The following is a 26,187-nucleotide window of genomic DNA, read 5'->3' on the forward strand; positions in this document are numbered from 1 at the left end:
CACTCCTAACCCAAACGAATTTCGGTGCTTTTGTTCGTTTCCAAATCTGTCAAGTGAACGGCACAGGCAAGACATGGATCAAACGAGTGAATAATCCTCATGATTTCTAACGGCTGCTCTTTATCTAGCATTTGTGTGCCTATTAGTGCAGCTTCATATGCACCAATTTTGTTTTTTGCATCTCGTGGTGAAGCATTCCAGGTAGTAGGAACAACTGCTTGATAGTTCTCCGTTTTTCCATCTTTAATATCGATCCAATGTCCGAGTGCTCCGCGGGGTGCTTCCATCCAGCCCACACCTTTGGCACGTTCTGGCCATGTACTTGGCTCCCATTTTGTCCGGTCAAAGGTAACTTGATTGCCACCCTTTATATTTTTTAAGAGTTTATCCATATCATCCCTCAGCCAGCCCGATATCAGAACGGTTTCCAGACCTCGAGCAACAGTTCTTCCTAATGCAGATTGTAAGGCTGATACTGGAAGATCAAGCTTTTTCAAAGTATCATCAACGATATTTACAATATCTTCTCTTCCAGAGGCATAACCAACCATCATCCTCGCTAATGGTCCAGTTTCCATTGGATGACCTTTCCAGCGCGGTGCCTTCAGCCAGCTATATTGTTTTTCGGTATCCAGTGTTTTAAACGGAGCCTTTGGTCCTGTATAATCAAAGGTTGTTTCCCCATCAAATGGGTGCTTTCCTTTTCCAGCACGTTTTCCATCGTAGGTGTACCAGGAATGATCAATAAACTCCTGAACATGCTTAGGATTTTTTAAATCGACATCTAATACTTCGTTGAGGTTGCCATTAAGGATAATTCCTCTAGGCATTCTGTATAGCTTTGTATCATAAATATCTCCAGTCGAGAAATCACCATAGCAAAGGTAATTGTTTATTCCGCCGCCATAGGTCCAGTCCTTATAGAAAGAACCAATTGCGAGTAAATCAGGAATATAGACTTGATTAACAAACTGCTGCGCTTCATCAATAAGTCGTGAAACATGCATTAATCGTTCAGCATGTACTCCGTTATCACTATCAATATCAAGCGGTGTCGCCATACCACCGACAACATAGTGCGGATGTGGGTTTTTACCGCCAAATATCGTATGGATTTTCACTATTTCTTTCTGCCAATCTAATGCTTCTAAATAGTGTGCAACGGCAAGAAGGTTCACTTCAGGAGGAAGCTTATAGGCTTTATGACCCCAATAGCCATTTGCAAAAATCCCTAATTGACCGCTTGCAATCAACTTTTTGACCTTATTCTGAACATCAGTAAAATAGCCTGGTGAAGATTTGGGCCAGCTTGAGATGGATTGAGCAATTCTAGAGGTTTCAGCTGGATCTGCATTTGTAGCGCTCACTACATCCACCCAGTCTAGAGCGTGCAGATGATAAAAATGGACAACATGGTCATGAATAAACAATGTTTCGTTCATGATGTCACGAATAAGATGAGCGTTTCTCGGAATCTTTATTTGTAAGGCATCCTCCACAGAACGAATAGAAGCCAGGGCATGGACGGTTGTACAAACACCGCATATTCTTTGTACATATGCCCAAACATCACGCGGGTCTCTGTCCTTTACAATGAGTTCGAGTCCGCGGACGGAAGTACCAGAACTAAAAGCGTCCTTTATGACACCGTTTTCATCTATATCTACTTCAACACGAAGATGACCTTCAATTCTCGTAATCGGATCTACTACTATTCGTTCACTCATGTTCTTCACCCCGTTTGTCATCTATCTTTTTCTTAATTACTGTTCCAGTAGCATGGACGGCAATTCCAGCAGTGGTTGCACCGATAACAGCTAAACCAACGGTATCTGGATTAATGGTGGTCTGTGTTCCCGGAATTTTTGCTCTGCGGGTGTAGAATGGTCCATTATCCCAGAAATCTTGTTCAGAGCAGCCAAAGCATGGATTTCCAGATTGGATTGGGTAGCTTACGCCGCTATTCCAGCGCATTTCTGCACAGGAGTTATAAGTTGTTGGACCTTTACAGCCGACCTTGTATAAACAATATCCCTGCTTTGCTCCTTCATCGTCAAACGACTCGACAAAAAGCCCTGCATCAAAATAAGCACGACGATTACATTTATCATGGATACGGTGGCGATAAAAGGCTTTTGGCCGGCCAAAATGATCTAATTCTGGAAGTTTTCCAAATGTGATGATATGTGCGATCACACCTGTCATGACCTCTGCGATTGGAGGGCAGCCAGGGACAAGAATGGTTGGAGTATCTTTAATAAAGCTAGTAACTGGTTTAGCACCTGTTGGATTTGGATGTGCCGCAGCAATTCCTCCCCATGATGAGCATGATCCATATGCGATGATTGCCTGAGCTCCTGCTGCCATTTCAAGAAAAGTCTCTTTCGCTGACACGCCGCCGACTGTTAAGAAGGCGTCGTCATCTGGAATACTTCCTTCAACTGCAAGGATATATTCGCCTTTGTAATCTTTTAAAACTTGCTTCATCGATGCTTCTGCTTGGTGGCCAGATGGTGCGGATAGTACTTCGGAGTATTCGAGTGAAATCATTTCTAGTAGTACACTTTCGGTTTTTGGCTGTGAAGATCGAATAAACGATTCTGAACAGCCTGTGCAATCCTGGAATTGCAGCCAAACCACTGGTACTCGATTTTTAATTTCCATAGCTTTTACCACTTGATTGGACTGTGTATAATCTAGACCTAATGTCGCTGCTAATGCTGTACACATCTTGAGAAAGTCACGACGGCTAAACCCATGGTCCATAGCCGCTTCATACACGGTTTTCTGTCTCTTCATCCGTTTCCCCTCCCATATACACTAATAAGGTTAAAAACATGATTTCAAAAAAATTGTAGTATAAAACGACTCCCTTCGTCCTGAATTTTCAAAAAAATACACAAAGAATCCTTAAGTGTATAAGTATATTGATTTTAGTTTTTAACTTGTAAATAATGTTATTTCAGAAAAAAAAGCCTTCAGAGAATCGAATCTCTGAAGGCCTTTTTCACAGTAATTATGCTTCTTCGGCAAACTCTTTTTCTTCTTCTTGAAGCTTTTTCATTCGTTTCTTGTAGACAAACTTCGATAAGTTAATCGAGATTTCATAAAGTAGTAACAATGGCAGCGTTACTACAAAATCCGACATAAAATCCGGAGGTGTAATAACGATTGCAATTAGGATTAACACGAAGTATGCATATTTACGAATTTTCGCTAACACGAATGGATTAATAATTCCTAATGATGTTAAGAACATAACTACCGCTGGCAGCTCGAATAATACACCAAACGGAAGGGTCATATTCAAAATAAAACGGAAATATCGGTCAGCCGTAAAGTTCGTTACAAACATTTCAGCTCCCATTTTAACTAAGAACTCTAGCACCATTGGGAAAATGATAAAGTAACCAAAAGCAAGTCCAACAATAAATAAAATAAACAGCGCTGGTATATACGAAAGGGTTATTTTTCTCTCGATAGGTTTAAGCGCCGGCTTAACAAACGCCCATAATTGGCTTGCGAGCACTGGGATGGTACCTGCAATAGCAATAATAGTCGCAATCATAAAGTAAACCCAAATAATATCGCTTGGTCCGAGGACAATCAATTTCACTTCTAAATCACGAACTAACCAACTGTAGATATCTGTAACATAAATGAATCCAACAATGAAAAAAACAACAAAAGCAACTGCGGAAATAATAATCCGTTTACGCAGTTCATCTAAATGATCAACTAATTGCAATTCTTTATCTTCCATGTATTTCCCCTGCCAATTTCAAAGGTTGAAAAGTAATCATTCTTTAGAAAAACTAGATTGACACCGTTTTTATAGTTTAAAAGAAAATTGAAGAAAAAAAGGTGCAAGAAAGATTCTTACACCTTATTTAGTCAATTTTTGTTTTTCCTCATCGATGTCTTTCATTACATCGTCTGTTAATTCACGAGTAGACTTTTTAAACTCCTTCAACGTTTGTCCAAAGGCACGGCCGATTTCAGGTAATTTCTTAGGTCCAAAAATAATGAGAGCTAGAGTTAAGATAAGGATTAATCCTGGTATTCCAATATTTGAGAACATGCATTTACATCCCCTTTAGTTAATTATCTTTCTACTACGATTATAGTATTGATATACCGTTTTGAGTTAAATATACGTAATAATTCATATTAAATTCACATTATTTATGAAAAATTACCTAGATGTGATATTCGGCATTTATATATGAACCTTTTCCTCTTAACAATTTACCAAGAACGGCACATGAAGTCAATGTAAAATGGCATACTGAATTGTATAAATATTTTGACAATTAGGTATTTGTTCGTTTATAATTTCATCAATAGGAACATATACTATTGGAAACTCAAATGAATGGATGTGATGAAGATGGAATTTTCACTCAGTAGTTTTGATGGAGCCCTGCCTGTAGAAGTCACCATCGATGAAGAGAACGGAAGGTACATGATTCGCAAGAGCGACCGAAGTGGGGAATACTTTAATAGCCCTAATGAATTAATTCAATGGGTGAAAGCTCATTTCCATGAGGAAGACTTCTGCCATCCAGATGAATTCAGAGGGATGCTTGATAAACTTACTGATTATGAATTAAATGGCGCATATTTTTAACACAAAAAGAAGCATCGTTGTCGATGCTTCTTTCTTTATGATGTATATTTCTACCTGCGAAAGTTAACGGCTGCCTTTTTTAATGCGGTCATAAATTCTATATTCGTACTTATAAGGATTTTTCTCATCTTTTATTCCTTTTACAGAGGAGACAAGTTCCCACTGACGATCATTGAACTCTGGGAAGTAGGTATCCCCCTCAAACTCTTCCTCAATATGTGTGATATAAAGACGGTCTGCGTATTCAAACGTTTCTTTGAAAATTTCTGCCCCGCCAATTACGAAGATTTCATCTTCCTGTTTTCTACAATATTCAACAAATTCCTTCATAGAGTAGAAAACTTTCACATTATTGACCTTATAATCCAGCTGCCGGGTAATCACGATATTTTCTCTGCCTGGAAGAGCTCGTCCAATAGATTCATGTGTTTTCCTGCCCATGGCAATCGGGTGCCCCATTGTTGTTCGTTTGAAGAACTTTAAATCCTCTGGTAAATGCCATGGCAATTGATTATCCTTGCCAATGACTCTGTTTTCATCCATAGCCACAATAAAGGAAATCATACAGAGACGGCTCCTTTAATATGTGGATGCGGATCATAACCTTCTAAAGCGAAATCTTCAAAGGCAAAAGAAAAAATATCTTTTACGTTTGGATTTATTTTCACATTCGGTAATGTCCGAAGCTCGCGGTCCATCTGCATATTGACTTGTTCAATATGATTTTGATAGATATGTACATCTCCAAACGAGTGGATAAATTCACCTGGCTCCAAATCACATACCTGCGCAATCATCATGGTCAATAACGCGTAAGAGGCAATATTGAACGGTACGCCAAGAAACACATCCGCAGAGCGCTGATACAACTGACAGGATAATTTACCATCTGAAACGTAAAATTGAAACAAGCAATGACATGGTGCTAACGCCATTTTATCAATCTCTGCGACATTCCAGGCATTCACAATCAGTCTTCGTGAATTAGGATTTGTTTTAATTTGATGAATTAACTCACTAATTTGGTCTACCGTCGTTCCATCAGCACCGGTCCATGAACGCCATTGATGTCCATAAACAGGACCCAGCTCCCCATTTTCATCCGCCCATTCATTCCAAATTCGCACACCATTTTCCTGCAAATAACGGACATTGGTATCACCATTTAAGAACCAAAGCAATTCATAAATAATTGACTTTAAGTGAAGCTTTTTAGTTGTTAATAATGGAAAGCCTTCTGCTAAATCAAATCTCATTTGATAGCCAAATGTACTAATCGTCCCTGTTCCGGTGCGATCTCCCTTTTCCTGGCCATTTTTCAAAACATGCTCGCATAGCTCTAAATATTGCTTCAAAACCGACACTCCCCTTGTCTTACATATGTTTTTCATTTTACCATAAAAGAATAAACCTTCCAATTTAACATGAAAGGTTAGTGAAGATTTCTAATAAATTGATACGTAAGAGGAGCGGCGGATTTTAATTGTTTATTTGTTTCTTTGTTTAAATGGTACATCGCAAATGTCTCCGCAAAATATTCCTCCACATGCAGGATGAAATAAGAGTTTCCGGGAAACAATATTCCTCTCTCTTGTTCCCAAATCAGTTGAAATTCTTTATTTTTGCTAACATTCTCGAAAACTAACTTATCAACTGAATGTGCCATTTCATGTAATTCTAAGTTAACCGATCCATGCCCTTTTCCTTTTTCGCTATGTCCTATTTTCACTAAAACCACCTGTGAGCCGCCAATTCCCGGGACTGCATCCCACGTTGTTTGTGAATGATAGCCTCTTGGTATCTGCCCTGCTAGATATCGAGCTGTTTTGTTATCCGTTAATTTTCCTGTAAACAGTTTAAGAGTAATATCATTTTGGTTTATTTTTTCAAGTAGCGTTTCAGGCAAGTTTGCCATTCTATTAATAATTCCGGCAGCTGCTTTTTCATCAAAAAGGCTGTTTGGTAATATAATCATTTGGTATAGATGTTGGAGGGAGTTTTCGTTATTTATAAATTGGTAGAGTTCAGAGTTTCTTGGATACTCACCAAGTGTAATGCTGTCAAATGAGGCTTTAGAGGTGGTAATCATCGACATAAATAATCCGGCAATGACGGAGGAAACGACCCATTTACGCATATTATGATCCTCCTAGTAGTTTTATCATATACTAGAATTATAACATGGTAGATGAGCAGGTAGATTTGGTAATTTTTGATTCTACAAACTAAAAATTCCCCATATAATTGCAGAAAAGCTGCCCAATTGGGCAGCTTTTCTGAAAAAACTATACTTCTAGTCCATAATTGCGGCAAAGTGCAGCTAATCCGCCTGAAAAACCGCTTCCTATGGCGTTGAATTTCCATTCGCCGTTGTGACGATATAACTCACAGATCACGACGGCGGTTTCAACAGAAAAATCCTCGCCTAGGTCAAATCGCAGGATTTCACGATTGGTCTCTTCGTCAAATAACCTAGCGAAGGCATTTGAAACCTGTCCAAAGTTTTGGTTCCGGGAGTCTGCATCGTGAATTGTGACCGCAATCGCAATCCGGTGCACGTGCGAAGGAACCTTACTGAAATCAATACGAATTTGTTCGTCGTCCCCGTCACCCTCACCTGTGCGGTTATCGCCTGTATGCTCGACTCCGCCAGACGTATGAACTAAATTATTATAGAATATAAAATCTAAGTCCTGTGTTACTTGGCCATTGACGTCAGTTAGAAATGCAGATGCGTCAAGGTCGAAGTCGTTACCGCCATGATAGCGATTTGTATCCCAGCCAAGACCAATAACCGCCTTTGTTAATCCAGGATTTGTTTTGGTTAAATCAATTCTTTGTCCTTTAGATAAATTGATGCCCAACAAGATCACCTCTTTAGCACTAAATATTGGAAGGAACAAGCTGGGCTTGTTCCTCTGACATTAACTGTAAGAACGAACTACTTCACTTAGGCTTGCTGCGGTTGTACCAGTACCTACAGCCGCGAACTTCCATTCAGTGTTATGACGATAAATTTCGCCTACCACTAATGATGTTTGACCGCTGTAATCATCGGATAAATTGTAGCGAATCATTTCATTATTATTAGATGGGTTTACCACTCGAATAAACGCATTGCGGATCATACCAAAGTGCTGCTTTCTTTTTACGCAATCATAGATATTAACAACGAAAACAAGCTTTTGTACGCTTGTAGGAACGCGGCTTAAGTCAACCATGACTTGTTCGTCGTCACCGTCTCCATCACCTGTTAAGTTGTCGCCAGAGTGCTGCACGCTGCCGTCTTTACTCTTAAGATTACCGAAGTAAATAACGTCATTGTTGTTTTGGATTTTATCATTGGCACCAAGCATGATAACGGAAGCGTCACAGTCAACATTGGCACCGCCGCCTGCTCCTCCGCCGCCAAACAATCCACCGAAGAGACCCCCGCCTCCACTTTTACCGCTTTGAACTGGATCCCAGCCTAATCCTACCATGATTTTAGATAATCCTGGATTTCCTTTTGTTAAATCTACTCGTTGACCTTTTTGTAAGCTAATAGCCAATTTCATTCACCTCATTATAAGATTTGGTTTTATATAACAATTAATATTGTTGTTTCAATTTTTTAAAGTTATCCTGAAGCTGTTCTAAACGCTTTGTTCCTTCTACACGTAAGCGCTTGTTTTCTTCTTCAATGACTCGTGTTTCCTGCATACCTTTAATGATAATGTTCCAGGATTCTTCAATGGTCTCGATTTTAATGCTTGGACCACCGGCGAGCCTTGCAATATCTGTGCTTTGCTTAGAAATGTTTTGCGCATTTTTTAGCAACATTTCATTGGTACGACGATCAAGCTCACTCATCGAATCAGCGACAAGCTTCTGCCTTTTTGCCGCAACCGCCTGAATAAGACCATTCTTAAAAATTGGAATTGTGGTTACGAAGGCTGAATTAATTTTACCAATCAGCTTCGTATTTCCTCGTTGCAGCAAGCGGATTTGCGGAGCTGTCTGCAACGAAACCATTTTCGCCATTTCAAGGTCATAAATTCGCTGTTCTAGGGCCTCAATCGAATTTTTTAGTGTATCTAGTTGCATCGAAGCAATCTGATCACCTGCAGCAACACGTGCTTCTAACTGTGGCAATTGATTGTTTTTTAGCTCTTCTACCTTCATTTCACCAGCAACCACATATTTTTCAAGGGTCATATAGTATTGGTAATTCTGCTCATACATTTGCTCAAGCATTTTTGTGGAATCTACCATTTCATGCTGGTACTTTGAAATTTCCACATATACCTTATCAATTTCAGAACCCATTGATTGGTATTTGCCGAAAACCTTTTCAATCATCTTTTCGCCCTTCTTAAAGAGCTTCCCGAAAAATCCGGGTGAGGTTTTTTGAAAATCCTTCGGGTCAAACCTATCCATTATTTTGGTCAGCTGTTTCAAAAGCTCACCAGAGTCCTCAACCTTTGTGGTGCGCATATTGCCTAAAATTTGATCCGAAAAACGAGATATTTGAACCGCAGGCTCTTTACCAAATTCCAAAATCTTAATCTGGTCTCTTTCATCTATCGACCTTGCGAGATTCTGAACCTCTGTTTCCTTCCGAAGGGCAAGCTTAATGTCTGAAATCTTCGCTTTACTCAGTGTATCATCTGTAGTTGTCGTCATTAAGTCAGCAGATTGTTTTTGTAGATTCATGATTTAGTCTCCCCTTAAATTTTTTAAGATTCCTTGAAAGAACTTTCTTCTCAACTTAAAAGGTTCTTTATATTCTAGATCAAAAACAACATCCTCTAGCCAGTGTGTATCAAATAGACTTTCCTGAAGGAAGTTTTCAATATCGTTATGACCTGGCGGGTTATAAACGATAATATCAATTCCAAATTGATTTAAAAGTAAAATAAGAGCTGCATCGGATCGAGATAGTATACCGCGATTTTCATTGTTATAAATAATTAGCTTCGGTACATGCTGGGAATAATCAAATTTCTCCATTAACTGAATAATCTCTTTTGGTGTAAACATCGCATGACTAAATAAATAAATGCTTACCTCTTCCATGCTTTCCCCTGGTAACGACTTTAAACCCGGCTTTTCACAAATTCGCCGTATTGCATTAGCAATCCCTTTTTGTAAGCCAGTTGGCAAGAATGAATACGGCCAATAATGGGCCTGCATCATGACTTCAGGATTCAACAATCCTTCACTAGAAAGCGCGTTTCGATAATGAAAGCGAAAATCGTTGGAGCTTGACCATGTAAACGGCAGCTGACGAATCAACAAGCAATGTTCGAATTCTGTGAGATTTTGAATTCGATCCCAGTACTCTTTTCGATTTTTACTTACTCCTTGTATTTTCGAAAACAGGGAAGGAATCTTCACCTGTCCAGCCACCACCTCAAAACCCGGGCGAACCATTGCCATTTCTCTTCCAAGAATAAACAGTTCGTCATAGGTTGTTTTTAAGGTAATAGAAGATGGTGTGTAATCCCGTAACTGCCAGGGTTTATATAACCCAGAGCCTTCTTGATTGAGTATGGTCTCAATTTCCCTTGATGCTCGATAAGCGACAGTGGTCTGACGGTTTCTTCTCTCTTTTGGAAAAGGTTCAGGCTGCTGTTTATTAGGGAAATGGTGTGTAAAGATATCTTCATCGAGAAATCCAGCTAACTCATCCTTCCCCTCAGGATGGAAAATAACTAAGTCGCAGCCAAGCTTTATTAAATAATAAACAAAATAAGGCTGACTTCTTTTCATATCGCCATACCAAAGGAATTTTGGCATTCCCTTTTGCATGTCAACACTCTCTAATAAAGGAATTAGATGGTTCATCGACCACTTGATCACGTCGACTAGAACCCTTCTTAGTTCATGATTTTTTAATCCGTCCTTTTCACGATGAGTAAAAAGTTCGAGAGTCCCAATCATGGCTTCCCTTACTTTTCGATGTATGGCTGGGATTTTTGATTTATAAAGCAGCTGCTCACCATCTAGAAAAGCGGTGAACCGATTAATTGAAAGCTTTTGTTCTTGACCGATATTAAACACCTTTTGAATTGATTGAAAATGCTGATTATCAATATTTTTATTTAGTGACTCCTCACTTATTAAATGTAAGTCAGGGTCAGGTGATGAAACATACTCAAAAAGCTGATTGTAATACTCATCACTGTCAATTGGAATTCCAAGAAATTTCCCCAGTACTTGCCCAATCTGAATAGTTCCCTTGTCTATTGAAAATTCTGGCCGTTCTGACAGGGGCGTTTTCAGCATATCAAGCCAATTTTCATATGAAAGGGATACAGGTCGGACATTCAGTTGGTTGTATGGTAAGTTCATTCATAATCCCTTCCCTCAAAAAAGCGAAAGATTTTTTATTCATATAGTAAAATTATGTAAGGGTATTCTTTACCATCATATCACAGTTAAATAATTGGTTCATTGTTTATACGAAAGTAATCGTAAAATGTTTCATTCCTAGTGGAAAAAAGCAGTTCATTTTTCCGAGGGAAAAAAGCAAATCATTTTTTCCTATGGAATTTCCTCATTTTTCACCTTTTTCCCTGTCCTTACATATTATTGGAGTACTCACATATAAGTAGGTGACTTCATGCGGTTTATATATAAGCGGCCAAGAATGGAAGATGTTAGCGAGGAATTAAGTATCATTATGGAATTAATGGTCTCAAAAACCTTCGTTATGATCGATTTGTTCTGGTTATGCTTACTTTTCACACTGTTACTTTCTCCCGTCCTTGCCACTGTTAGTATGTCAGTTTTATTTTTTTGCGGTTCTTTTGCTTTGTTCAATTGTATCTATTTTTATTTCTTTTACCCTTATATTAAGAAAAGTTAACTTTGAGTGATAATGTATTTAGGAAACGCTCAAGAATCTCTTCACCTGCAGCAACGCCGAGCTGGTTTGTCAGCGTGATATCATCTGGTCCCATCACTTTAAGCAGTTCTCCATGGCTTGGGACGAATCGATAGGTGCAGTTTTTTAGAAAATCCCAATCTAGAACAGAATCACCCGCGCCTGCCATTGCTTTCATTCCTTCTCGGTTACAAATAAATTCAAGTGCCTTCCCCTTGCTAATAGCAGTTGGAATAAAGTAGAGTTTTCTTCCCTGGAGGCTCATTTTCCAGCCATATTGGGCTGTAAGCTCACGGATTTCTATCAGTTCAGATGGGGTCGGAAGACAATTTAATATAAAGTAAAAAAATAGATTCTCAGCCTGTTTTCTTACCCCATCCAATGTAATTCCAGATCTTTTTAAGGCAGAAAGCACCTCTTCTTCTGATGCACATCCATTTTTTAATTGAATGATTAATTGTTCAGACCAATCCTTTAAAGGTTCTCCTTTATACAATATATGAGCTCCATTTGTAGTAATCGCATAAGTTAAGGGTATTTCTTTTTCAAATATCACAAATCTCTTAAATTGTTCTGTCGTTCGCGTTGTTACGGGTATAAACAAGCTATGCGAGCTGACTTCTTTTAACATAGAAAAAGCAGCTTCCGTCATATATCCAGTCCAATTTCCCTTATAAAATTCAACCGGCTTTAACACGATATTCCCCGGGATACCGAATTCTTCGAGTGCCCGATTGGAATACATGAGTGTTCGATCAAGATCTGATGCTGTAATCATTTGCTAGTCCCCTTAACCGATTTAATTAAGCCCATGCATAGATAATTCATTTTTGGATAGGCAACGACCTCTACGTCTTTTTCTTTAGCGAGCATGAGTATATGTTTCACAAAAGGGCTAGAAGGATCGCGCATTAGGATTTTCCATGGGACTCTTCGGAGAAGGACACGTGTGGTCTCCCCTACTCCTGGTTTTATATAATTCGTACTATCAATCTCAAATTCTGCCAGGACGGTTTTAACATCCTGCATACCCAAAAATTCTGTTTTTATCTCTTCTTTTACGTTTTGTGAAGCAGCTTTTTCAGCCTCGTCCATAATGGCTGGAAATTCAGCTGCAATCATTTTGATATATTCATTGGAGACATCACTGGATAGAAGCTCCCTGTAATATTTAGCACCGTGAAAATCATATTTTCCAATATATTGATTATTTAATACAGTCCGGCTAACAAGACCTGAAACGGTTGAATTTAAACAAGCACTCGGAATTAGAAAGTCCTCTCGCGTGCCAAAAAGCGTGGTACAATAACCAGGATCAGCAATTACGGCAAGTTTATCATCAAGTTTGATTTGATACTTTTCTTCAAACTCCTGGCATGCTTTTGTCAGTTCAATCGAAATGGCTCCCTTTCCTGTCCAGCCATCCACAAATTGAATATTTCCTTCAGGATGTTTAGCGAGGATATAGTGAAGCGCATTTTCATCTATGCCTCTGTCGCGGATAATAGAAATACTATAATGCGGTAAAGAGATGCCGTACCGTAAATGAATATATCTTTTAAACAGAATTCCAACAGGCGTTCCTGCTCTAGCAAGGGATACAAGAATGGCTTGTTTCCCCTTTAGACGATAGATTTGCTCCGCAACAATCCCAACGCATAAAGCAACCTTCGTTTTATATTCACTGGTGGTATTCCAAAACAAATCTACATATTCCTTTGGCGGCTGGTATTCAATCGGCAGTGATTCACTGTAATGCTGACCAGATTGAACTCTCAATTCTCGATTCACGGTAGAATCTTCGAGTTCAATATCACTTAAATCCTTTAATAGAAAAAGAACATCTTCCTCAGAATAGCTTCCCATTTTCGCGGGCTGATTGGTTATGATCGACATTCTTTTCACCCCTATTAATTCGAGAAAAAGGCGATTTTAATCGACTTTATCTGTAATTTTTCTACTTGTTTTAATAATGGCTGAAGGTTTTCAGCCTGTACTTTTCTCTCAAAAAAGACAAATAGTTCATCATATTCCCCTGGAGGAATATTGTAAACGAAATGGGCAACATCCTGGTCCTCTGGATTGGGAAAACCGATTCCATGTCTTGCCCCATAGCCTTCTATATCTTGAATATAGATGGGGCTTCTAGTACTTGATTGATAGAAGACATTACTACCCATTTCCGCAGCCAATTTCATTGGCAAATACATGAATTCCCCAGTTCCTAAACAAAGAGTGTTATCTCCCGTCCTGTACTGTCTTAACAAAGCAGCTGCAGCATTTATTTTCTTATGAAGTACTTGATTATCATAGCTATTTGTCCCAAAGCGACCTGTTTCTTTGATAAGTGGAGTTTTATTATTAATTGAGGTACAAGCTTTATCAAAGATAGCTGATAATGAGACTTCTTCAATAGATGATTTAATCCTTGGATGTGTATTTGGTTGCACTATTTCTTGAAGCTTACCTTTCGCTTCTACTTGAACCTTGCCACTTATCAAACTTACAATGTTAATCGTTATCCCAAGTGTTTTTTCTAGCTGTGCAAACTGTTGTTTGTTTTCCTCAGAGCGCCAATCCAAAATCGATACAACACTATATTCCTTCCTAGGAAACTGAGCATGGATGGATTGAATAATATTGATGGCTGTTTTTCCCGTGGTCATTTCATCATCTACTAAGATAATTTCACGTTCATTATTTATCATATCCAGTGGAATATAGCAGCGATGCGAGGTAGCATGAGAATGCTCTTCTTCAAATGTTATACTAGGTGTTAAACTACTAATCTCTTCTCGTGTCGTATGGAAAAACTCTGCCTCTTCAAAGCAATCAAAAAAAGCATGCCCTAGTGCCGTCGCAGTCTCAGCAAATCCGATAACTACCGGATTAACAGAGTTTGGGATAAAAGCTGCACTTTGGAATTGTGTTTCTTTCTGAACAAAGGTGTTAATTAATCCCTCTGTAACCTTAACATCCAAACCTTTATTTTCTGCATATCTTGCTGTAAGTAATGCGGCTGTTAACAAACCTCTTTGCGGATGAATGGGCAAATGCTTTCCTAGAACTTTACTGACAAATAAAAACGAACGTTTTTTATTAATTCTTGCTGCCATCGTAAACAGTTCTTCAAGAGGTAACTGATATGGGTTATCAGTTACCTCAATGTCTACGTTAATCGCATCAAGAATTGTATACGTATACGTCTTTTTTGATAAGGTCGATATTTGTGTATCCTTCATGCAGCACCCCGTAAAGCTGAGATTTTAATAGAATTTTTTTTGCCCAAAATAAATGGGGCTTTATTTCATTCATCTTATTGGAAAAATTACTTTTCTTCACACCAATTTCACCGTTTGCTGCTTCAACAATCGAACATGCATCGATGTATTCCTCGTACGTTACAACATTGAGGGCCTGGACTGCTTTAATATGAGTAGGATGGATAATTGTTTTTCCCGTTAGCCCATTGGCAATGTCCATTAATACCTCTCTGATAAGACCGTCTAAATTTTGGTCAATTAGTTCAGCCCGCCATTTCAAGCCTTCGTCACCATATCGTTCACGAAATGGAGTTTGCCTTAGCTGCGGTTTTAGCATTCTTGGTTTCGAGGAGAAATACTCCCAGACCGGTCCTGAAATCACATAAGGACTCTCTGATCGTTGAAAAACATTAATAATATCTGCAATGCAATCTCGTAAAACAGTAATCTCGTAAACGGTGGTATCTACACTTCTGCGAATTCCATATAACCCGCAGAAATCCGTAGCCCCAATTCGAACATTCAAAATATTATTCTTATAGTGATCAAGGAGATGTTTAATATCCATTAGTTCGGTCATTCTTGTTTCTTTTTGTATTAATTTATCACTTTCAAGAATAGGCATGGCATAAAAAGGCTTGTGTTCTGTATGTATATTCGCAACCTCAGCTAATAAAGCTTCACCAGATTCCGCATTAAATTTCGGTAAAACCACTCCCGTTAACAGTTCGATGGCATTCCCTAATTGTTCTTTGATTCTTTTAAGCTGCTCTATATTCCGAATCCGGATAAACATAAGTGGTAAATCATCAATCGTCAAATACTTTTTATTGATTTCACCATATAGCTTAAGCAATTCCCCTATAAGCAACACTTCCGCTTTTTCAACTTCAATATCGCCAACGGCATCCTCTAAATCAATAACCAGCGAAGTTAATCCTTCATGCTTTTTGGAGAGGAGGTCTTGATGAATGTTGGGACGAGTTGCCGGCATATATAGCGTTGCACCTAGACCATAGGATAAAAGCTCCCGATCACTGTACTTGTTAAAGTCCTTAGGCGTTTGAAAAAACATTGCCTCAAGCTCATTTTCATAAAAATAAGTAAAATACTTCATTCTTAATGACTCCTTTAATAAAAAAGAATGGGGACTGACTTTCGTCTGTTCCCCATTTTATGTCGTACGATGATAATTATGATTCTTTGCCCAATTCTTTCTTTTTGTTCCTGAAATGAATAATGAAAGTGGCACCGAATGTAACTAAAATAATAATAAAGAAGAGCGAATGTGGCAGGTGAATACCGAAAACTGCGATAAGCATTTTTGCAGCAATTAATAGAATTAAAACATAAGCAGATGTTTCAAGCTCAGGTACACGGTCAATTAATTTCAAGAAAACTCCGGCAATTCCACGCATCATTAATACCCCAAGCATACCTCCGACTAATAACACCCAAATTTCTTCACTGACACCAAATGCTGCAAGCACACTGTCAACGGAGAATGCAATGTCCATTAATTCAACCGCAACAACTGTTCCCCAGAAGGTTCCAAATAGACGAATAAGAAGACCAGTTTGGTTCATTCCATGCGCTTCTTCCTCTTCACTCTGCGCTGCTTTACGTTTATCCATGAAATACTTAATAGATAGCCATGCTAGATACCCTGCACCTAGAATCTTTACCCACCAAAGTTTAATTAAGAATACCCCGACCCCAATGGCGATAAAACGGAAAACATAAGCTCCTAATAATCCATAAAAAAGTGCTTTTTTACGTTTTTCAAGTGGTAAGTGTTTTACCATAACAGCTAGAACAAGTGCGTTATCCGCGGAAAGTAGTCCTTCTAGGATAACTAGTGTCCCAATCAAGCCCCAAGCAACAGGATCTGTTAAAACCTGCCCCCACATTTCCCAGTTAAAAAATTGTGCATACGTATCTAAAATTCCTTGTAAAACAGACATAAAAAAAATTCCTCCCGGATGTTGTATGTTTTTTCAAAGACCCAGCATTTGCTGGGTCTTTAATCTAGTTGTTATCCTACTGATAATCCGAAGTCTGTTGCAAGAGCTGCAAGGCCGCCTTGATAGCCGCTGCCAATTGCGCTAAACTTCCATTCGCCGTTATGTCGGTATAATTCGCCAACAACAACAGCCGTTTCAATAGAGAAGTCTTCTCCTAAATCATAACGGATCAGTTCCTCACCATTAGCTTCATTGAAAATACGAGCGTATGCATTGGATACTTGACCAAAGTTTTGATTTCTTGCGGCTGCATCATGAATCGTAATTGTGAAAGTCACTCGCTGAATGTTAGCTGGAATTGCAGTTAAATTGATATTAACTTGCTCATCATCCCCGTCACCTTCACCTGTTCGGTTATCTCCATTATGTACAACTGCACCGTTAGCACCTTTTGGATTATTGTAGAACACAAAGTCTGTTTCGTTTGTAACCTTACCATTATCGCCTAATAAGAAAACGGATGAATCTAGATCGAAATCATTACCGCCATCATATTTATTTGTATCCCAGCCTAATCCAACTACTACATTTGTTAACCCAGGATTTGTTTTTGTTAAGTCTACTTTTTGTCCTTTTGATAAACTAATTGCCATTTTTACATTCCTCCATTTTAGGTAATAGTCTATATACGAGATTCTCTAGAAAAGGTTTCACTAATTATAATAAAACTTTTTCATAGTAATACGCAAATCATTAACTCATCCATTTCGGCGGTGTATTTTTATCCCAATAGATTGATCCCAGCTCATGATGACTTTGGAACCCGTCATGATATGTATGGTAATGAAAGTTGAACCAGTAACCTGCTTGCGGCGGGTTATCTCTTCTAACATGAAACCGAAGAACATCACTATTTGTATCACTATTTTTGATGTTAAAAATCTTTTCTGATTGCCCTTTCCCCGGAGACTCTGTGATAGCTAAGTTTACTAAGTCCTCAGCTGGAAACTGTGTTGCTGTTTCCTGAATGGCTTTTTCAATATTTGGCAAAATAATTACCCTAAATTCATTCTCAATGACAGGTTTAATTCTGGTGCCAAATTTTTGATAGGACTGCTGCTCCGCTTGTTTAAGTAACTCCTTTAGAATCCCTTCTTTATCAACATGAGATTCTTCAAAATAACTAGTCTGTTGAGACGGTGCAGATTCAACTGTATCTCTCTCATTAGTTTTCTCAGCATTAACGTTATTTATTAATTGAGTGGGTGTAATAAGACCAAATGTTAAAAGTGAAACTAGTACGACAACTGATTTACGAATCCACTTATTCATCTTTTTTCCCCTTTGTACCTGGAAGAATTCAATTAATTTTTCCGAATTTTTTTGACTCTTATCAATTATTATACCTCTTTTGCAAGCAAAATGAAAAATCATTCCCTTCAGAATAGTAGCATTTTTTTAGAACCTCTTAAAAACCTCCAAAAAAATAGGATGTCAAATGACATCCTTTACTTTAAGCAATTGGCTTCAAACGCAGCCTTTAAATTATCCATAATGGATTCCATCGGCATACCTTCAATATCATGACGCGGGATAAAGTGAACCACTTTATTTCCTTTCAACAATGCCATTGATGGAGAAGATGGCTCAATGCCCTCGAAATACTCGCGCATTTTTGCTGTTGCTTCTTTATCCTGTCCAGCAAAGACGGTTACAAGATTTTCTGGTTTTTTATCGCTAGTTAAAACAGCTTGAGTTGCTGCAGGTCTTGCAAGTCCAGCTGCACATCCGCAAACTGAATTTACAACGACAAGTGTAGTACCACTTGCATTTTCCATATAGTTTTCCACTTCTTCAGCAGTTGTAAGTTCTTGAAATCCTGTTCTTGTTAACTCCTCACGCATCGGTAAAACCATTTGTCTCATATATTCTTCGTATGCCATTGACATAATAAAAACCTCACTTTCTTTATTTGCAGTTTACTATATCTAATTTGCTATGTGCAATTTAGTTGTCTGTTTTCCGCGCTTCCGTCATTTGCTTCCATACGGAACCTTTTGCTGCTTCTCCGCCTTCGATTCTTTCGATTGCCATTTTTATTTGCATACTGACCTCAAATTCAGGATCATTTTCAAGCGCCTTTAAAGCTGGCAATGAGCTTTCATCACCTACTTCATACAAAAACATCGCAGCACGCCAACGTACTAATTTACTTGAGTCTTGCAGTGCTTTGGTCATCTCTTCACTTGCATCAGGAAAACCAAGGTCTGATAAACAATCTCCAGCAGTCCTTCTCACCGTAACCGTTTTATCTTTTAATGCTTTATATAAATACGGTAAGACTCTTTGGTCTTTAATCATCCCTAGATACACAGTGGCGAGTCTGCGGATTGATGGTTTTTCATCTGCTAACGCTTTTTCTAAAACAGGCAGGTCCTCTAGTTCAGGATCATCCATTTGTTCAAGAAGCTGATAGCGAATTTGCCAATCAGGATTCTCTAAAGAGGCTAAAGTAACTTTTCTACGTTCTCTTGTTGGTGTTTGTTTGGTTGCAGATTCCTTCGTTTGGGCTTTGGAGACTAGGTCCTCAAGCCGCTTTGTAGGATAAGCCGCAATTAATTCTTCGACTACTTCCTGACCAATTTGGTCAAATTCACCATAGCGAACACCTTGAGTATCCCATCGACGGAGCAAGATATAATTTTCTTCCGGAAGCTGGGCGCGTTCTCTTGCTTTTAAAAAGTATTCAGGCATTCCAAATCTTTTCTCTGTTGTTCCATCAGTCAGTTTAACCTGAAGAGGGATATCCTTAAACATTTGGACTTCCACCTTGATTTCACCAAAGTGCTCGTCTAATTTCTTTTGGGACTCAGCTTCTAGTTCTGCTGATTCCCCAAACGAATGGCGGACTTGCGGCAATAAATCCTTCCAGTCGTACTTCGCATTTCTTTCAACAGCTAAGAAATCAGCCACATGATAGACACCTTTAATTCCCTCAATTTGAAGTATATTTTGGATGATGCCTGGTGCTTGGGCTGCAGTTTCTTTTTTATAATTATGGCTTTTTCCCATTGGCAGTTCTTGATCTAAGATTATTTTCATCGTATTTGGGCTTGGAGTTGGTTCGATTGCCTTTATTTTCATGAAGATCACCTTCTTTAGTTACTCTTTTACAAGTTTAACATAATGATTATATTTCATTCTAGAAATTGGTCTTGTAAATGCTGCAACGCTGATATAAATTTATCTGATAAAAAAAAGTACGTCATCGACGCACTTTTCTACTCACTTTCAGCTAATTCAGCTAGATATTCCCATCTTTCGATCAAATACTCGAGCTTTTCGTTTAATTCTGCTTCTAATTTCATTAATTCCTGCGCTTTTGTGAAGTCGCTGCCGGTGCTCCCCATTTCTTCGGCAATTTCTTCTAGTCGGGATTCCGTTTTCTCAATCAAATTGTCAATTTCTTCCCACTCTTTTTTCTCCTTAAAGGTCATTCTTTTCTTTTTTTCCTTTTCAGGAGCTTTAGCAGGTGCAGCTGAGCTCGCAACCGTCTTTTTCGTTTCTACAGCTGAATCCTTTTCTAGGTATTCACTGTAATTTCCGTAGAAAGAATCAATTCTTCCTTCTCCACGTAAGACAAGCAGCTGATCGACCACTTTATCTAGGAAATATCGATCATGGGATACGGTAATCACAACACCAGGGAATTCTTCAAGATAATCTTCCAAAACAGTCAATGTTTGTGTATCAAGATCATTGGTAGGCTCATCCAACAACAGGACATTAGGTGCCGTCATTAATAGCTTCAATAAGTATAAACGCCGCTTTTCGCCGCCTGACAATTTGCGGATTGGTGTTCCATGGGAGAATGGAGGGAATAGAAAACGTTCGAGCATGAGTGCGGCAGATAGTGTTTTCCCATCTGATGTCTCAATCACCTCTGCAGTTTCTTTAATATATTCAATCATCCGCTTGTTCTCATCCATGTCTTCGTTTTCCTGTGTATAATAAGCAATCTTCACTGTCTGCCCCATGATGAATTCACCTTCATCGAGCGGCAGTTTTTTAGCCAGAACATTTAATAATGTCGACTTTCCTGTTCCATTTCTGCCGATAATCCCTAGGCGATCTCCTGGTTTTACAAGTAAATCAAAGTGATTTAGAATTGTTTTTGCCCCGTAAGATTTTGAGGCATCCTTCAGTTCAAAGACTTGTTTCCCAAGCCTGCTTCCATTTAATGAGATATCAACCTTTTCCCCTGCAGGCTTCCCTCCAGATAGCTTATCTTCCAGTTCATCAAAACGCTGAATCCGTGCTTTTTGCTTCGTTGTACGTGCCTTAGCACCACGTCTCATCCACTCAAGTTCTCTTCTAAAAAGGTTCTGCCTTTTTTCAAAGGTTGCAGCCTCATTTTCTTCACGGATGGCTTTTGCTTCTAAAAATGCGGCATAATTTCCTTTATAGCTATAAAGATTACCGCCATCTAATTCAAACATTCTATTAGCAACTCGGTCTAAAAAATATCGATCATGTGTGACAAGCAGGATAGAACCGCTATATCTACTTAAGTAATCCTCCAGCCACTTAACAGAGTCAAAGTCTAGGTGGTTTGTAGGCTCGTCGAGTATTAGTAAATCCGGCTCAGCAATGAGAACTTGCGCTAAAGCTACCCTTTTCTTCTGACCCCCAGAAAGCTCACCAATTTTCTTAGTAAAATCCTCGATTCCGAGTTTCATTAATATCGACTTGGCATTTGTACTAGCATCCCAAGCATTTAAAGCATCCATTTGTTTTTGCAGTTGGAATAAATCCTCTTGAATCTTCGTATCATTTGGAGCAGTATTTAATAACAAAAGCGTCTTTTCGTATTCACGCATTAACCTAAGAATAGGTGCATCGCCATGAAAAACTTGTTCAAGAACACTTTTATCTGAATCCAAATCTGGCTGCTGGTCAAGAAACGCAATACTGTAATCCTTGCCCGTGATAATCTTGCCGGCATCCGGCTGATCCAAGCCAGCAATAATTTTCAAAAGTGAGGATTTTCCCGTTCCATTAATCCCAATTAAGCCGACTCGCTCTTTTTCACCAATCGTTATGGAAATATTGTTAAAAAGCTGCTTTTCTCCATACGTTTTCGTAACATTTTCGACTGTGAGCATTTTCATCGGCCTTGACCATCCCATTCTAGATAAAATTGTTCTAAAAATAGCTCCATCACTTGATGACGCTTTTCTGCCATTTCCTTCGCTGTATCTGTATTCAGTAAGTCCTTCAATTTTAATAATTTTTCATAGAAATGATGAATACTGGTTGATTTTCCTTTTCGGTATTCTTCTAGACTCATTTCTTCCCGAACATTTAGCTTTGGATCGTAGATGGGTTGTCCTTTTTTACCGCCATAAGCAAAAGTCCTCGCAATCCCAATCGCTCCAATGGCGTCTAATCGGTCCGCATCCTGAACGATTTTTGCCTCAACGCTAGTTAGCTCCGTTTTTCTTCCACCTTTATATGAAATATTTTCAATAATTTGAACAATAGCGTTTTGTACATCATTTGGAAGCTTAATACTTTGAAAAAATAAATCCAGTTTATTTCGACCTGCTTCAGCACTATCATTTAGCTTTTCGTCAGGTATATCGTGCAAAAGGGCCGCCATTTCAATAATGAATGGGTCACCTGCTTGCTCTTGATCACATATATGTAAAGCTGCCCGTCTAACACGGTCAACATGATACCAATCATGCCCTGTTGCGTCTTCCCCTAGTTCATTACGGACATAGGTTACCGTTTGTTCGATAATTTGTTCGTTCATTTAGACACCTTCCTTCACCCATGCTATTTTACCATGAAAAACGCATAAAAAATAACCCCGAAAGAATTCGGAGTTATTTTTTGTTGGCTTGACGGCCGCTTTTTTTCTGGCTTTGCGATTTTGTGTTCCCAATTGTAAACTCGCTGCCTAGTTCAACATCATTTTTCTGATCTTGTTTTTCAATTTGCTCACGTGTCATATTTGGATTTTGTCTACCTTGCTTACTGATGATGATTACCCCCTCATCAAAAATGAACTGCCCTTTTAGTATGCTCACTAGGGGATAAAGTTATTTCAATCCATTATGCCAGCTGATGCCAAGTGTGTTTTCGCCGGCGTGAACGCCAATAACAGCACCCAGCGGACAGCAAGTCACTATCAGCTCAGGATATAATTTCTCTATTTCCACTTTCCATTCATTTGCGTGCTCCAGGTGTAATCCATATAGAATATATACTTCTTTAAAATTATGCTTTTCGTAGGAAGATTTAAGGTAATCAAGAATCTTTTCCTTCGCCTTCTTATCGCTTCTTACTTTTTCTTTTGTATTAAGGGCACCATCTTCAATCGAAATGATTGGCTTCACATTTAGCATACTTCCTAAAAAGAACTGTAAGCCAGACATCCTGCCGCTCCGGTGAAGCTGCTCTAAGCTTCCAATTAGAACATATGTCTCATTTGTAGTCTTTAATGATTCTAATTGATCAATTACAGATTCAATACTATTTCCTGCTTCTACTAGTTCGATTCCTTTTTTTAATAAAGCTGTCATTGGTGCAGTTAGGATTTGGGAATCAAAGGTTGTAACTGGAATGTCAACAAGCTTTGCTGCCTGTTCACTAGAGGACACTGTTCCACTTAGTTTTCCTGATAGTAGAACTGCCACCACTTGGTCATATTCCTTTGAAAGTTTTTCGTATAATTCTTTAAAAACTCCTACTGCTGGCTGCGACGATTTAGGTGGAGACTTAAGCTCCTTCAACCTTGCATAAAGCTGTGCTGCGGTTAAATCAATTCCGTCAGCAAATTCTTCGCCATCTAGTAATATTGTTAATGGTATTGTATACAAATCAGGATGATTTTTTAATTCGTCATCTAAAAAAGCAGTACTGTCCGTTACCCATGCCGTTTTAACCAATGGAATCTCCCCCTATTATTGGTATGAGGTCTTAATATCTAGTTAAAATAATCGTACCTTGAAATCAAAATATTGTAAATAATTTATACAATAAAAAACCAGCTTAAATGAATGAGCTGGTTTTTGGAGATTATTATTTACTGCTTTCAAGAAGGTATGATTGCAGGTGTTTAATGGTTGATACCATAAAATCAAGCAATTCAACCAAATCATTCATCTGGTCTTCACCGATGAGTCTGTCAAATTCAATTGAAATCGTATTCGTAATGAGTGCTTTTGAGGGAGTAATCGTGACGGATTGACAAATTTCTCTTGTTCCCCCCCAAATTTCAGTTAGGATCCAATTAATTTCCTTTAATTGTTTTTCATCCGTAATGTCCTTATGAAAAAATTGAAGTCTTAATTTGCATCCTGAATGTTTCTGTGAAAGCACATCAGATAAAAGCTCAGCAGCGAGGTTAACCATATCGGCTTTGATTTCCATTTTGGCAGTAACCATATTTCCTTTTGCATCAGGTAATTGAAAGTGCATATCAAAGCTGCGCGACATTTTCGCCATATTCATCTGATCATTGCGATCAATAATCACAATTTCACCTGCTAGGTCTAAATCGTAAATTGCACCTTCAATGATTACCTTCATATTATCAAAAGCAGTTGGATCAAACATTCAACTCACCTCAATTTTGTTAAAACAAACCTAGCGCCTTGCCATTTTCGTCTACGTCCATATTTAAGGCTGCAGGTTTCTTTGGCAATCCTGGCATCGTCATAACTTCTCCAGTTAGAGCCACAATAAACCCAGCTCCAATCGATGGTTTGAACTCTCTGACATTTACCGTAAAGTCTGTTGGTCTCCCTAGTTTCGTTGGGTCATCAGACAAGGAGTATTGAGACTTAGCCATACAAATGGCTAAATTAGACCATCCGAATTTTTCATAATCCTCAAGCTGTTTTTTTGCTTTCGATGAGAATTCTACATCTTTTCCCCCATATACCTTTTGGACAATGGTTCTTACTTTTGATTCGAGTGAATCAGATAAATCATATAATGGATGAAATTTATTTTCTTCTTTTTCGATTACCTCTAGAAGTGCCTCCGCAAGCTCAACTCCACCGGCACCGCCTTTTTCCCATACCTCTGTTAAGGCAACAGGGACAGTCTCCCGTTTACACCATTCCAGCAGTGTTTGAACTTCTAAATCGGTATCGGTAATGAATTTATTAATCGCTACAACCACTGGTAAGCCAAAGCTTTTAATTGTCTCGATATGTTTTTGCAGATTAGCAAAGCCCAAGGTTAACGATGCGATGTTTTCCTTTGCCAAATCAGATTTGGCTACCCCTCCATGCATTTTTAATGCCCGGATGGTTGCGACAATTACCACTGCTTCTGGCTTAATACCCGCACTTCTTGCTTTAATATGTAAAAACTTTTCCGCTCCTAAATCAGCTCCAAAACCGCCCTCTGTTATTACATAATCACCTAGCTTTGCAGCGGCACGGGTAGCAATCACACTATTACAGCCATGAGCAATATTCGCAAAAGGCCCGCCATGCACGAGTGCGGGTGTATGTTCGATGGTTTGTACGAGATTCGGTTTCACCGCATCCTTTAGCAATAATGTCAGCGCACCTTCAACCCCAAGATCCCCAACCGTTACAGGTTCCTTTTTGTCATTATAGGCAACAACCATTCGTGCTAATCGTAATTTTAAATCCTTCAAATCTGAAGCCAAACATAGAACGGCCATGATCTCAGAGGCAACAGTTATATCAAAGCCATCCTCACGAGGGACTCCTTGAAGAGGTCCGCCGAGCCCAATAATGACCTTTCTCAATGCGCGATCATTTAAATCAACTGCACGTTTCCAGACGATGCGGCGCTGGTCAATTTTAAGCTCATTTCCTTGTTGAATATGATTGTCGAGTAATGCGGCCAGAGCATTATTTGCTGTAGTTATCGCATGCAAGTCACCAGTAAAATGCAAATTAATTTCTTCCATCGGCAATACCTGTGAATAGCCGCCACCAGCTGCCCCACCTTTGATTCCCATTGTCGGTCCTAAAGAAGGCTCCCTAATCGCAATGATTGCTTTCTTGCCAATGCGCCCAAACGCGTCACCTAGACCAACTGTTACCGTAGATTTACCTTCACCTGCAGGTGTAGGATTGATGGAAGTAACAAGAATGATTTTCCCACTGTTATTTGATTCAATCTTCGAAAGTGCCTCATATGAAATTTTCGCTTTATATTTCCCAAAAAGCTCGAGGTCATCTTCCGTTAAACCAATTGTTTTGGCAATTTCCCCAATAGGTTTCATGGTTGATTCTTGTGCAATTTCAATGTCTGACTTAACTGATGTTTTCATTTGCAAAAATGATCCCCCGCATTCACATAGAATTGTAAACCTCTTTTATTGTATCAAATCACTGATTTATTTCGTGTAATATTTTTCACAAGATATTATTCTTTTCTGAATTTAAGATAATGTTTATAATG

27 protein-coding genes are annotated in these 26,187 nt (G+C 38.8%); 1 reads left to right on the forward strand and 26 read right to left on the reverse strand.

All coding sequences use genetic code 11. From position 1 onward, the window contains the following. Nucleotides 1-5: 5 nt before the first annotated feature. The 4 genes from MLOOGBEN_RS15855 to MLOOGBEN_RS15870 form a co-directional block, all read right to left on the reverse strand. The gene (locus tag MLOOGBEN_RS15855; protein WP_179159229.1) at nucleotides 6-1,727 is read right to left on the reverse strand and encodes a nickel-dependent hydrogenase large subunit; all 1,722 of its coding nucleotides are present in this window, start codon (nucleotides 1,725-1,727) and stop codon (nucleotides 6-8) included. After that, a complete protein-coding gene (locus MLOOGBEN_RS15860) occupies nucleotides 1,720-2,799 on the reverse strand; it encodes a hydrogenase small subunit (RefSeq protein WP_179159230.1) in 1,080 nt (359 codons plus the stop codon). Before MLOOGBEN_RS15860 ends, MLOOGBEN_RS15855 begins: the two co-directional genes overlap by 8 nt. Nucleotides 2,800-3,016: 217 nt before the next feature. Then, nucleotides 3,017-3,763: a twin-arginine translocase subunit TatC gene (gene tatC / locus MLOOGBEN_RS15865; protein ID WP_179159231.1), complete on the reverse strand. Its 747-nt coding sequence runs from the start codon at nucleotides 3,761-3,763 to the stop codon at nucleotides 3,017-3,019. Nucleotides 3,764-3,886: 123 nt separating this feature from the next. Next, nucleotides 3,887-4,081 (reverse strand): twin-arginine translocase TatA/TatE family subunit, encoded by a 195-nt coding sequence (locus tag MLOOGBEN_RS15870; protein WP_045524138.1) that lies wholly within the window; start codon nucleotides 4,079-4,081, stop codon nucleotides 3,887-3,889. Between the two features lie 309 nt (nucleotides 4,082-4,390). Here MLOOGBEN_RS15870 and MLOOGBEN_RS15875 point away from each other — a divergent pair, with 309 nt between their 5' ends. Beyond that, nucleotides 4,391-4,630 (forward strand): hypothetical protein, encoded by a 240-nt coding sequence (locus MLOOGBEN_RS15875; protein ID WP_095250552.1) that lies wholly within the window; start codon nucleotides 4,391-4,393, stop codon nucleotides 4,628-4,630. Nucleotides 4,631-4,693: 63 nt separating this feature from the next. Here the strand turns inward: MLOOGBEN_RS15875 and MLOOGBEN_RS15880 are convergent, their stop codons facing one another. The 22 genes from MLOOGBEN_RS15880 to MLOOGBEN_RS15980 form a co-directional block, all read right to left on the reverse strand. After that, a complete protein-coding gene (locus tag MLOOGBEN_RS15880; protein ID WP_179159232.1) occupies nucleotides 4,694-5,194 on the reverse strand; it encodes a dihydrofolate reductase in 501 nt (166 codons plus the stop codon). Further along, the gene (locus tag MLOOGBEN_RS15885; protein ID WP_179159233.1) at nucleotides 5,191-5,985 is read right to left on the reverse strand and encodes a thymidylate synthase; all 795 of its coding nucleotides are present in this window, start codon (nucleotides 5,983-5,985) and stop codon (nucleotides 5,191-5,193) included. Before MLOOGBEN_RS15885 ends, MLOOGBEN_RS15880 begins: the two co-directional genes overlap by 4 nt. Nucleotides 5,986-6,062: 77 nt before the next feature. Then, entirely contained in the window at nucleotides 6,063-6,767 is a 705-nt protein-coding gene (locus tag MLOOGBEN_RS15890; protein WP_179159234.1) for an anthrax toxin lethal factor-related metalloendopeptidase, read from the reverse strand. Between the two features lie 148 nt (nucleotides 6,768-6,915). Further along, nucleotides 6,916-7,494, reverse strand: coding sequence for a TerD family protein (locus tag MLOOGBEN_RS15895; protein WP_179159235.1), 579 nt, complete (start codon nucleotides 7,492-7,494; stop codon nucleotides 6,916-6,918). A gap of 60 nt (nucleotides 7,495-7,554) precedes the next feature. Beyond that, the gene (locus tag MLOOGBEN_RS15900; RefSeq protein ID WP_179159236.1) at nucleotides 7,555-8,181 is read right to left on the reverse strand and encodes a TerD family protein; all 627 of its coding nucleotides are present in this window, start codon (nucleotides 8,179-8,181) and stop codon (nucleotides 7,555-7,557) included. Nucleotides 8,182-8,221: 40 nt separating this feature from the next. Further along, on the reverse strand, nucleotides 8,222-9,295 hold the full coding sequence (locus MLOOGBEN_RS15905) for a toxic anion resistance protein (protein ID WP_483296395.1): 1,074 nt from the start codon (nucleotides 9,293-9,295) through the stop codon (nucleotides 8,222-8,224). Nucleotides 9,296-9,328: 33 nt separating this feature from the next. Beyond that, the gene (locus MLOOGBEN_RS15910) at nucleotides 9,329-10,966 is read right to left on the reverse strand and encodes a YceG family protein (protein WP_179159238.1); all 1,638 of its coding nucleotides are present in this window, start codon (nucleotides 10,964-10,966) and stop codon (nucleotides 9,329-9,331) included. Nucleotides 10,967-11,469: 503 nt separating this feature from the next. Continuing rightward, on the reverse strand, nucleotides 11,470-12,279 hold the full coding sequence (locus tag MLOOGBEN_RS15915; RefSeq protein ID WP_179159239.1) for a hypothetical protein: 810 nt from the start codon (nucleotides 12,277-12,279) through the stop codon (nucleotides 11,470-11,472). Then, nucleotides 12,276-13,397 carry a cysteine protease StiP family protein gene (locus MLOOGBEN_RS15920; protein ID WP_179159240.1) on the reverse strand — a complete coding sequence of 374 codons (1,122 nt, stop codon included), beginning with the start codon at nucleotides 13,395-13,397 and terminating at the stop codon, nucleotides 12,276-12,278. The genes MLOOGBEN_RS15915 and MLOOGBEN_RS15920 overlap by 4 nt, the downstream gene beginning before the upstream one ends. A gap of 14 nt (nucleotides 13,398-13,411) precedes the next feature. Next, nucleotides 13,412-14,743: a phosphoribosyltransferase family protein gene (locus MLOOGBEN_RS15925; protein WP_179159241.1), complete on the reverse strand. Its 1,332-nt coding sequence runs from the start codon at nucleotides 14,741-14,743 to the stop codon at nucleotides 13,412-13,414. Next, entirely contained in the window at nucleotides 14,685-15,881 is a 1,197-nt protein-coding gene (locus MLOOGBEN_RS15930) for an HpcH/HpaI aldolase/citrate lyase family protein (protein ID WP_179159242.1), read from the reverse strand. Before MLOOGBEN_RS15930 ends, MLOOGBEN_RS15925 begins: the two co-directional genes overlap by 59 nt. Before the next feature lie 76 nt (nucleotides 15,882-15,957). After that, nucleotides 15,958-16,728: a TerC family protein gene (locus tag MLOOGBEN_RS15935; protein ID WP_179159243.1), complete on the reverse strand. Its 771-nt coding sequence runs from the start codon at nucleotides 16,726-16,728 to the stop codon at nucleotides 15,958-15,960. A 71-nt stretch (nucleotides 16,729-16,799) separates the two neighbouring features. After that, on the reverse strand, nucleotides 16,800-17,381 hold the full coding sequence (locus MLOOGBEN_RS15940; protein WP_179159244.1) for a TerD family protein: 582 nt from the start codon (nucleotides 17,379-17,381) through the stop codon (nucleotides 16,800-16,802). A gap of 100 nt (nucleotides 17,382-17,481) precedes the next feature. Then, on the reverse strand, nucleotides 17,482-18,060 hold the full coding sequence (locus MLOOGBEN_RS15945; RefSeq protein WP_179159245.1) for a YpjP family protein: 579 nt from the start codon (nucleotides 18,058-18,060) through the stop codon (nucleotides 17,482-17,484). A gap of 176 nt (nucleotides 18,061-18,236) precedes the next feature. Next, a complete protein-coding gene (locus MLOOGBEN_RS15950; protein WP_179159246.1) occupies nucleotides 18,237-18,677 on the reverse strand; it encodes a BrxA/BrxB family bacilliredoxin in 441 nt (146 codons plus the stop codon). Between the two features lie 58 nt (nucleotides 18,678-18,735). After that, nucleotides 18,736-19,872, reverse strand: a complete 1,137-nt coding sequence (locus tag MLOOGBEN_RS15955; protein WP_179159247.1) for a conserved virulence factor C family protein — start codon at nucleotides 19,870-19,872, stop codon at nucleotides 18,736-18,738. A 137-nt stretch (nucleotides 19,873-20,009) separates the two neighbouring features. Next, on the reverse strand, nucleotides 20,010-21,899 hold the full coding sequence (locus MLOOGBEN_RS15960; RefSeq protein ID WP_179159248.1) for an ABC-F family ATP-binding cassette domain-containing protein: 1,890 nt from the start codon (nucleotides 21,897-21,899) through the stop codon (nucleotides 20,010-20,012). After that, nucleotides 21,896-22,546, reverse strand: a complete 651-nt coding sequence (locus MLOOGBEN_RS15965) for an HD domain-containing protein (RefSeq protein WP_179159249.1) — start codon at nucleotides 22,544-22,546, stop codon at nucleotides 21,896-21,898. Before MLOOGBEN_RS15965 ends, MLOOGBEN_RS15960 begins: the two co-directional genes overlap by 4 nt. Before the next feature lie 73 nt (nucleotides 22,547-22,619). Beyond that, nucleotides 22,620-22,823 (reverse strand): hypothetical protein, encoded by a 204-nt coding sequence (locus MLOOGBEN_RS28935; protein ID WP_218781214.1) that lies wholly within the window; start codon nucleotides 22,821-22,823, stop codon nucleotides 22,620-22,622. A 12-nt stretch (nucleotides 22,824-22,835) separates the two neighbouring features. Further along, complete coding sequence (locus MLOOGBEN_RS15970) at nucleotides 22,836-23,684, reverse strand: DegV family protein (RefSeq protein ID WP_179159250.1); 849 nt, start codon at nucleotides 23,682-23,684, stop codon at nucleotides 22,836-22,838. 133 nt (nucleotides 23,685-23,817) lie between these two features. Further along, a complete protein-coding gene (locus MLOOGBEN_RS15975) occupies nucleotides 23,818-24,354 on the reverse strand; it encodes a hypothetical protein (RefSeq protein ID WP_179159251.1) in 537 nt (178 codons plus the stop codon). A 19-nt stretch (nucleotides 24,355-24,373) separates the two neighbouring features. Continuing rightward, nucleotides 24,374-26,056, reverse strand: coding sequence for a formate--tetrahydrofolate ligase (locus MLOOGBEN_RS15980; protein WP_483296394.1), 1,683 nt, complete (start codon nucleotides 26,054-26,056; stop codon nucleotides 24,374-24,376). Nucleotides 26,057-26,187 lie beyond the last annotated feature (131 nt).

This window comes from Bacillus sp. EB106-08-02-XG196, from assembly GCF_013396335.1.
Taxonomy (GTDB): domain Bacteria; phylum Bacillota; class Bacilli; order Bacillales; family Cytobacillaceae; genus Neobacillus.

Excerpts from the sequence above, each read along its gene's own strand:
- MLOOGBEN_RS15855 (WP_179159229.1), bottom strand. The coding sequence starts at position 1,727 with ATGAGTGAACGAATAGTAGTAGATCCGATTACGAGAATTGAAGGTCAT.
- MLOOGBEN_RS15860 (WP_179159230.1), bottom strand. The coding sequence starts at position 2,799 with ATGAAGAGACAGAAAACCGTGTATGAAGCGGCTATGGACCATGGGTTT.
- tatC (WP_179159231.1), bottom strand. The coding sequence starts at position 3,763 with ATGGAAGATAAAGAATTGCAATTAGTTGATCATTTAGATGAACTGCGT.
- MLOOGBEN_RS15870 (WP_045524138.1), bottom strand. The coding sequence starts at position 4,081 with ATGTTCTCAAATATTGGAATACCAGGATTAATCCTTATCTTAACTCTA.
- MLOOGBEN_RS15875 (WP_095250552.1), top strand. The coding sequence starts at position 4,391 with ATGGAATTTTCACTCAGTAGTTTTGATGGAGCCCTGCCTGTAGAAGTC.
- MLOOGBEN_RS15880 (WP_179159232.1), bottom strand. The coding sequence starts at position 5,194 with ATGATTTCCTTTATTGTGGCTATGGATGAAAACAGAGTCATTGGCAAG.
- MLOOGBEN_RS15890 (WP_179159234.1), bottom strand. The coding sequence starts at position 6,767 with ATGCGTAAATGGGTCGTTTCCTCCGTCATTGCCGGATTATTTATGTCG.
- MLOOGBEN_RS15905 (WP_483296395.1), bottom strand. The coding sequence starts at position 9,295 with ATGACGACAACTACAGATGATACACTGAGTAAAGCGAAGATTTCAGAC.
- MLOOGBEN_RS15910 (WP_179159238.1), bottom strand. The coding sequence starts at position 10,966 with ATGAACTTACCATACAACCAACTGAATGTCCGACCTGTATCCCTTTCA.
- MLOOGBEN_RS15915 (WP_179159239.1), bottom strand. The coding sequence starts at position 12,279 with ATGATTACAGCATCAGATCTTGATCGAACACTCATGTATTCCAATCGG.
- MLOOGBEN_RS15920 (WP_179159240.1), bottom strand. The coding sequence starts at position 13,397 with ATGTCGATCATAACCAATCAGCCCGCGAAAATGGGAAGCTATTCTGAG.
- MLOOGBEN_RS15925 (WP_179159241.1), bottom strand. The coding sequence starts at position 14,743 with ATGAAGGATACACAAATATCGACCTTATCAAAAAAGACGTATACGTAT.
- MLOOGBEN_RS15930 (WP_179159242.1), bottom strand. The coding sequence starts at position 15,881 with ATGAAGTATTTTACTTATTTTTATGAAAATGAGCTTGAGGCAATGTTT.
- MLOOGBEN_RS15935 (WP_179159243.1), bottom strand. The coding sequence starts at position 16,728 with ATGTCTGTTTTACAAGGAATTTTAGATACGTATGCACAATTTTTTAAC.
- MLOOGBEN_RS15940 (WP_179159244.1), bottom strand. The coding sequence starts at position 17,381 with ATGGCAATTAGTTTATCAAAAGGACAAAAAGTAGACTTAACAAAAACA.
- MLOOGBEN_RS15945 (WP_179159245.1), bottom strand. The coding sequence starts at position 18,060 with ATGAATAAGTGGATTCGTAAATCAGTTGTCGTACTAGTTTCACTTTTA.
- MLOOGBEN_RS15950 (WP_179159246.1), bottom strand. The coding sequence starts at position 18,677 with ATGTCAATGGCATACGAAGAATATATGAGACAAATGGTTTTACCGATG.
- MLOOGBEN_RS15955 (WP_179159247.1), bottom strand. The coding sequence starts at position 19,872 with ATGAAAATAAAGGCAATCGAACCAACTCCAAGCCCAAATACGATGAAA.
- MLOOGBEN_RS15960 (WP_179159248.1), bottom strand. The coding sequence starts at position 21,899 with ATGAAAATGCTCACAGTCGAAAATGTTACGAAAACGTATGGAGAAAAG.
- MLOOGBEN_RS15965 (WP_179159249.1), bottom strand. The coding sequence starts at position 22,546 with ATGAACGAACAAATTATCGAACAAACGGTAACCTATGTCCGTAATGAA.
- MLOOGBEN_RS15975 (WP_179159251.1), bottom strand. The coding sequence starts at position 24,354 with ATGTTTGATCCAACTGCTTTTGATAATATGAAGGTAATCATTGAAGGT.
- MLOOGBEN_RS15980 (WP_483296394.1), bottom strand. The coding sequence starts at position 26,056 with ATGAAAACATCAGTTAAGTCAGACATTGAAATTGCACAAGAATCAACC.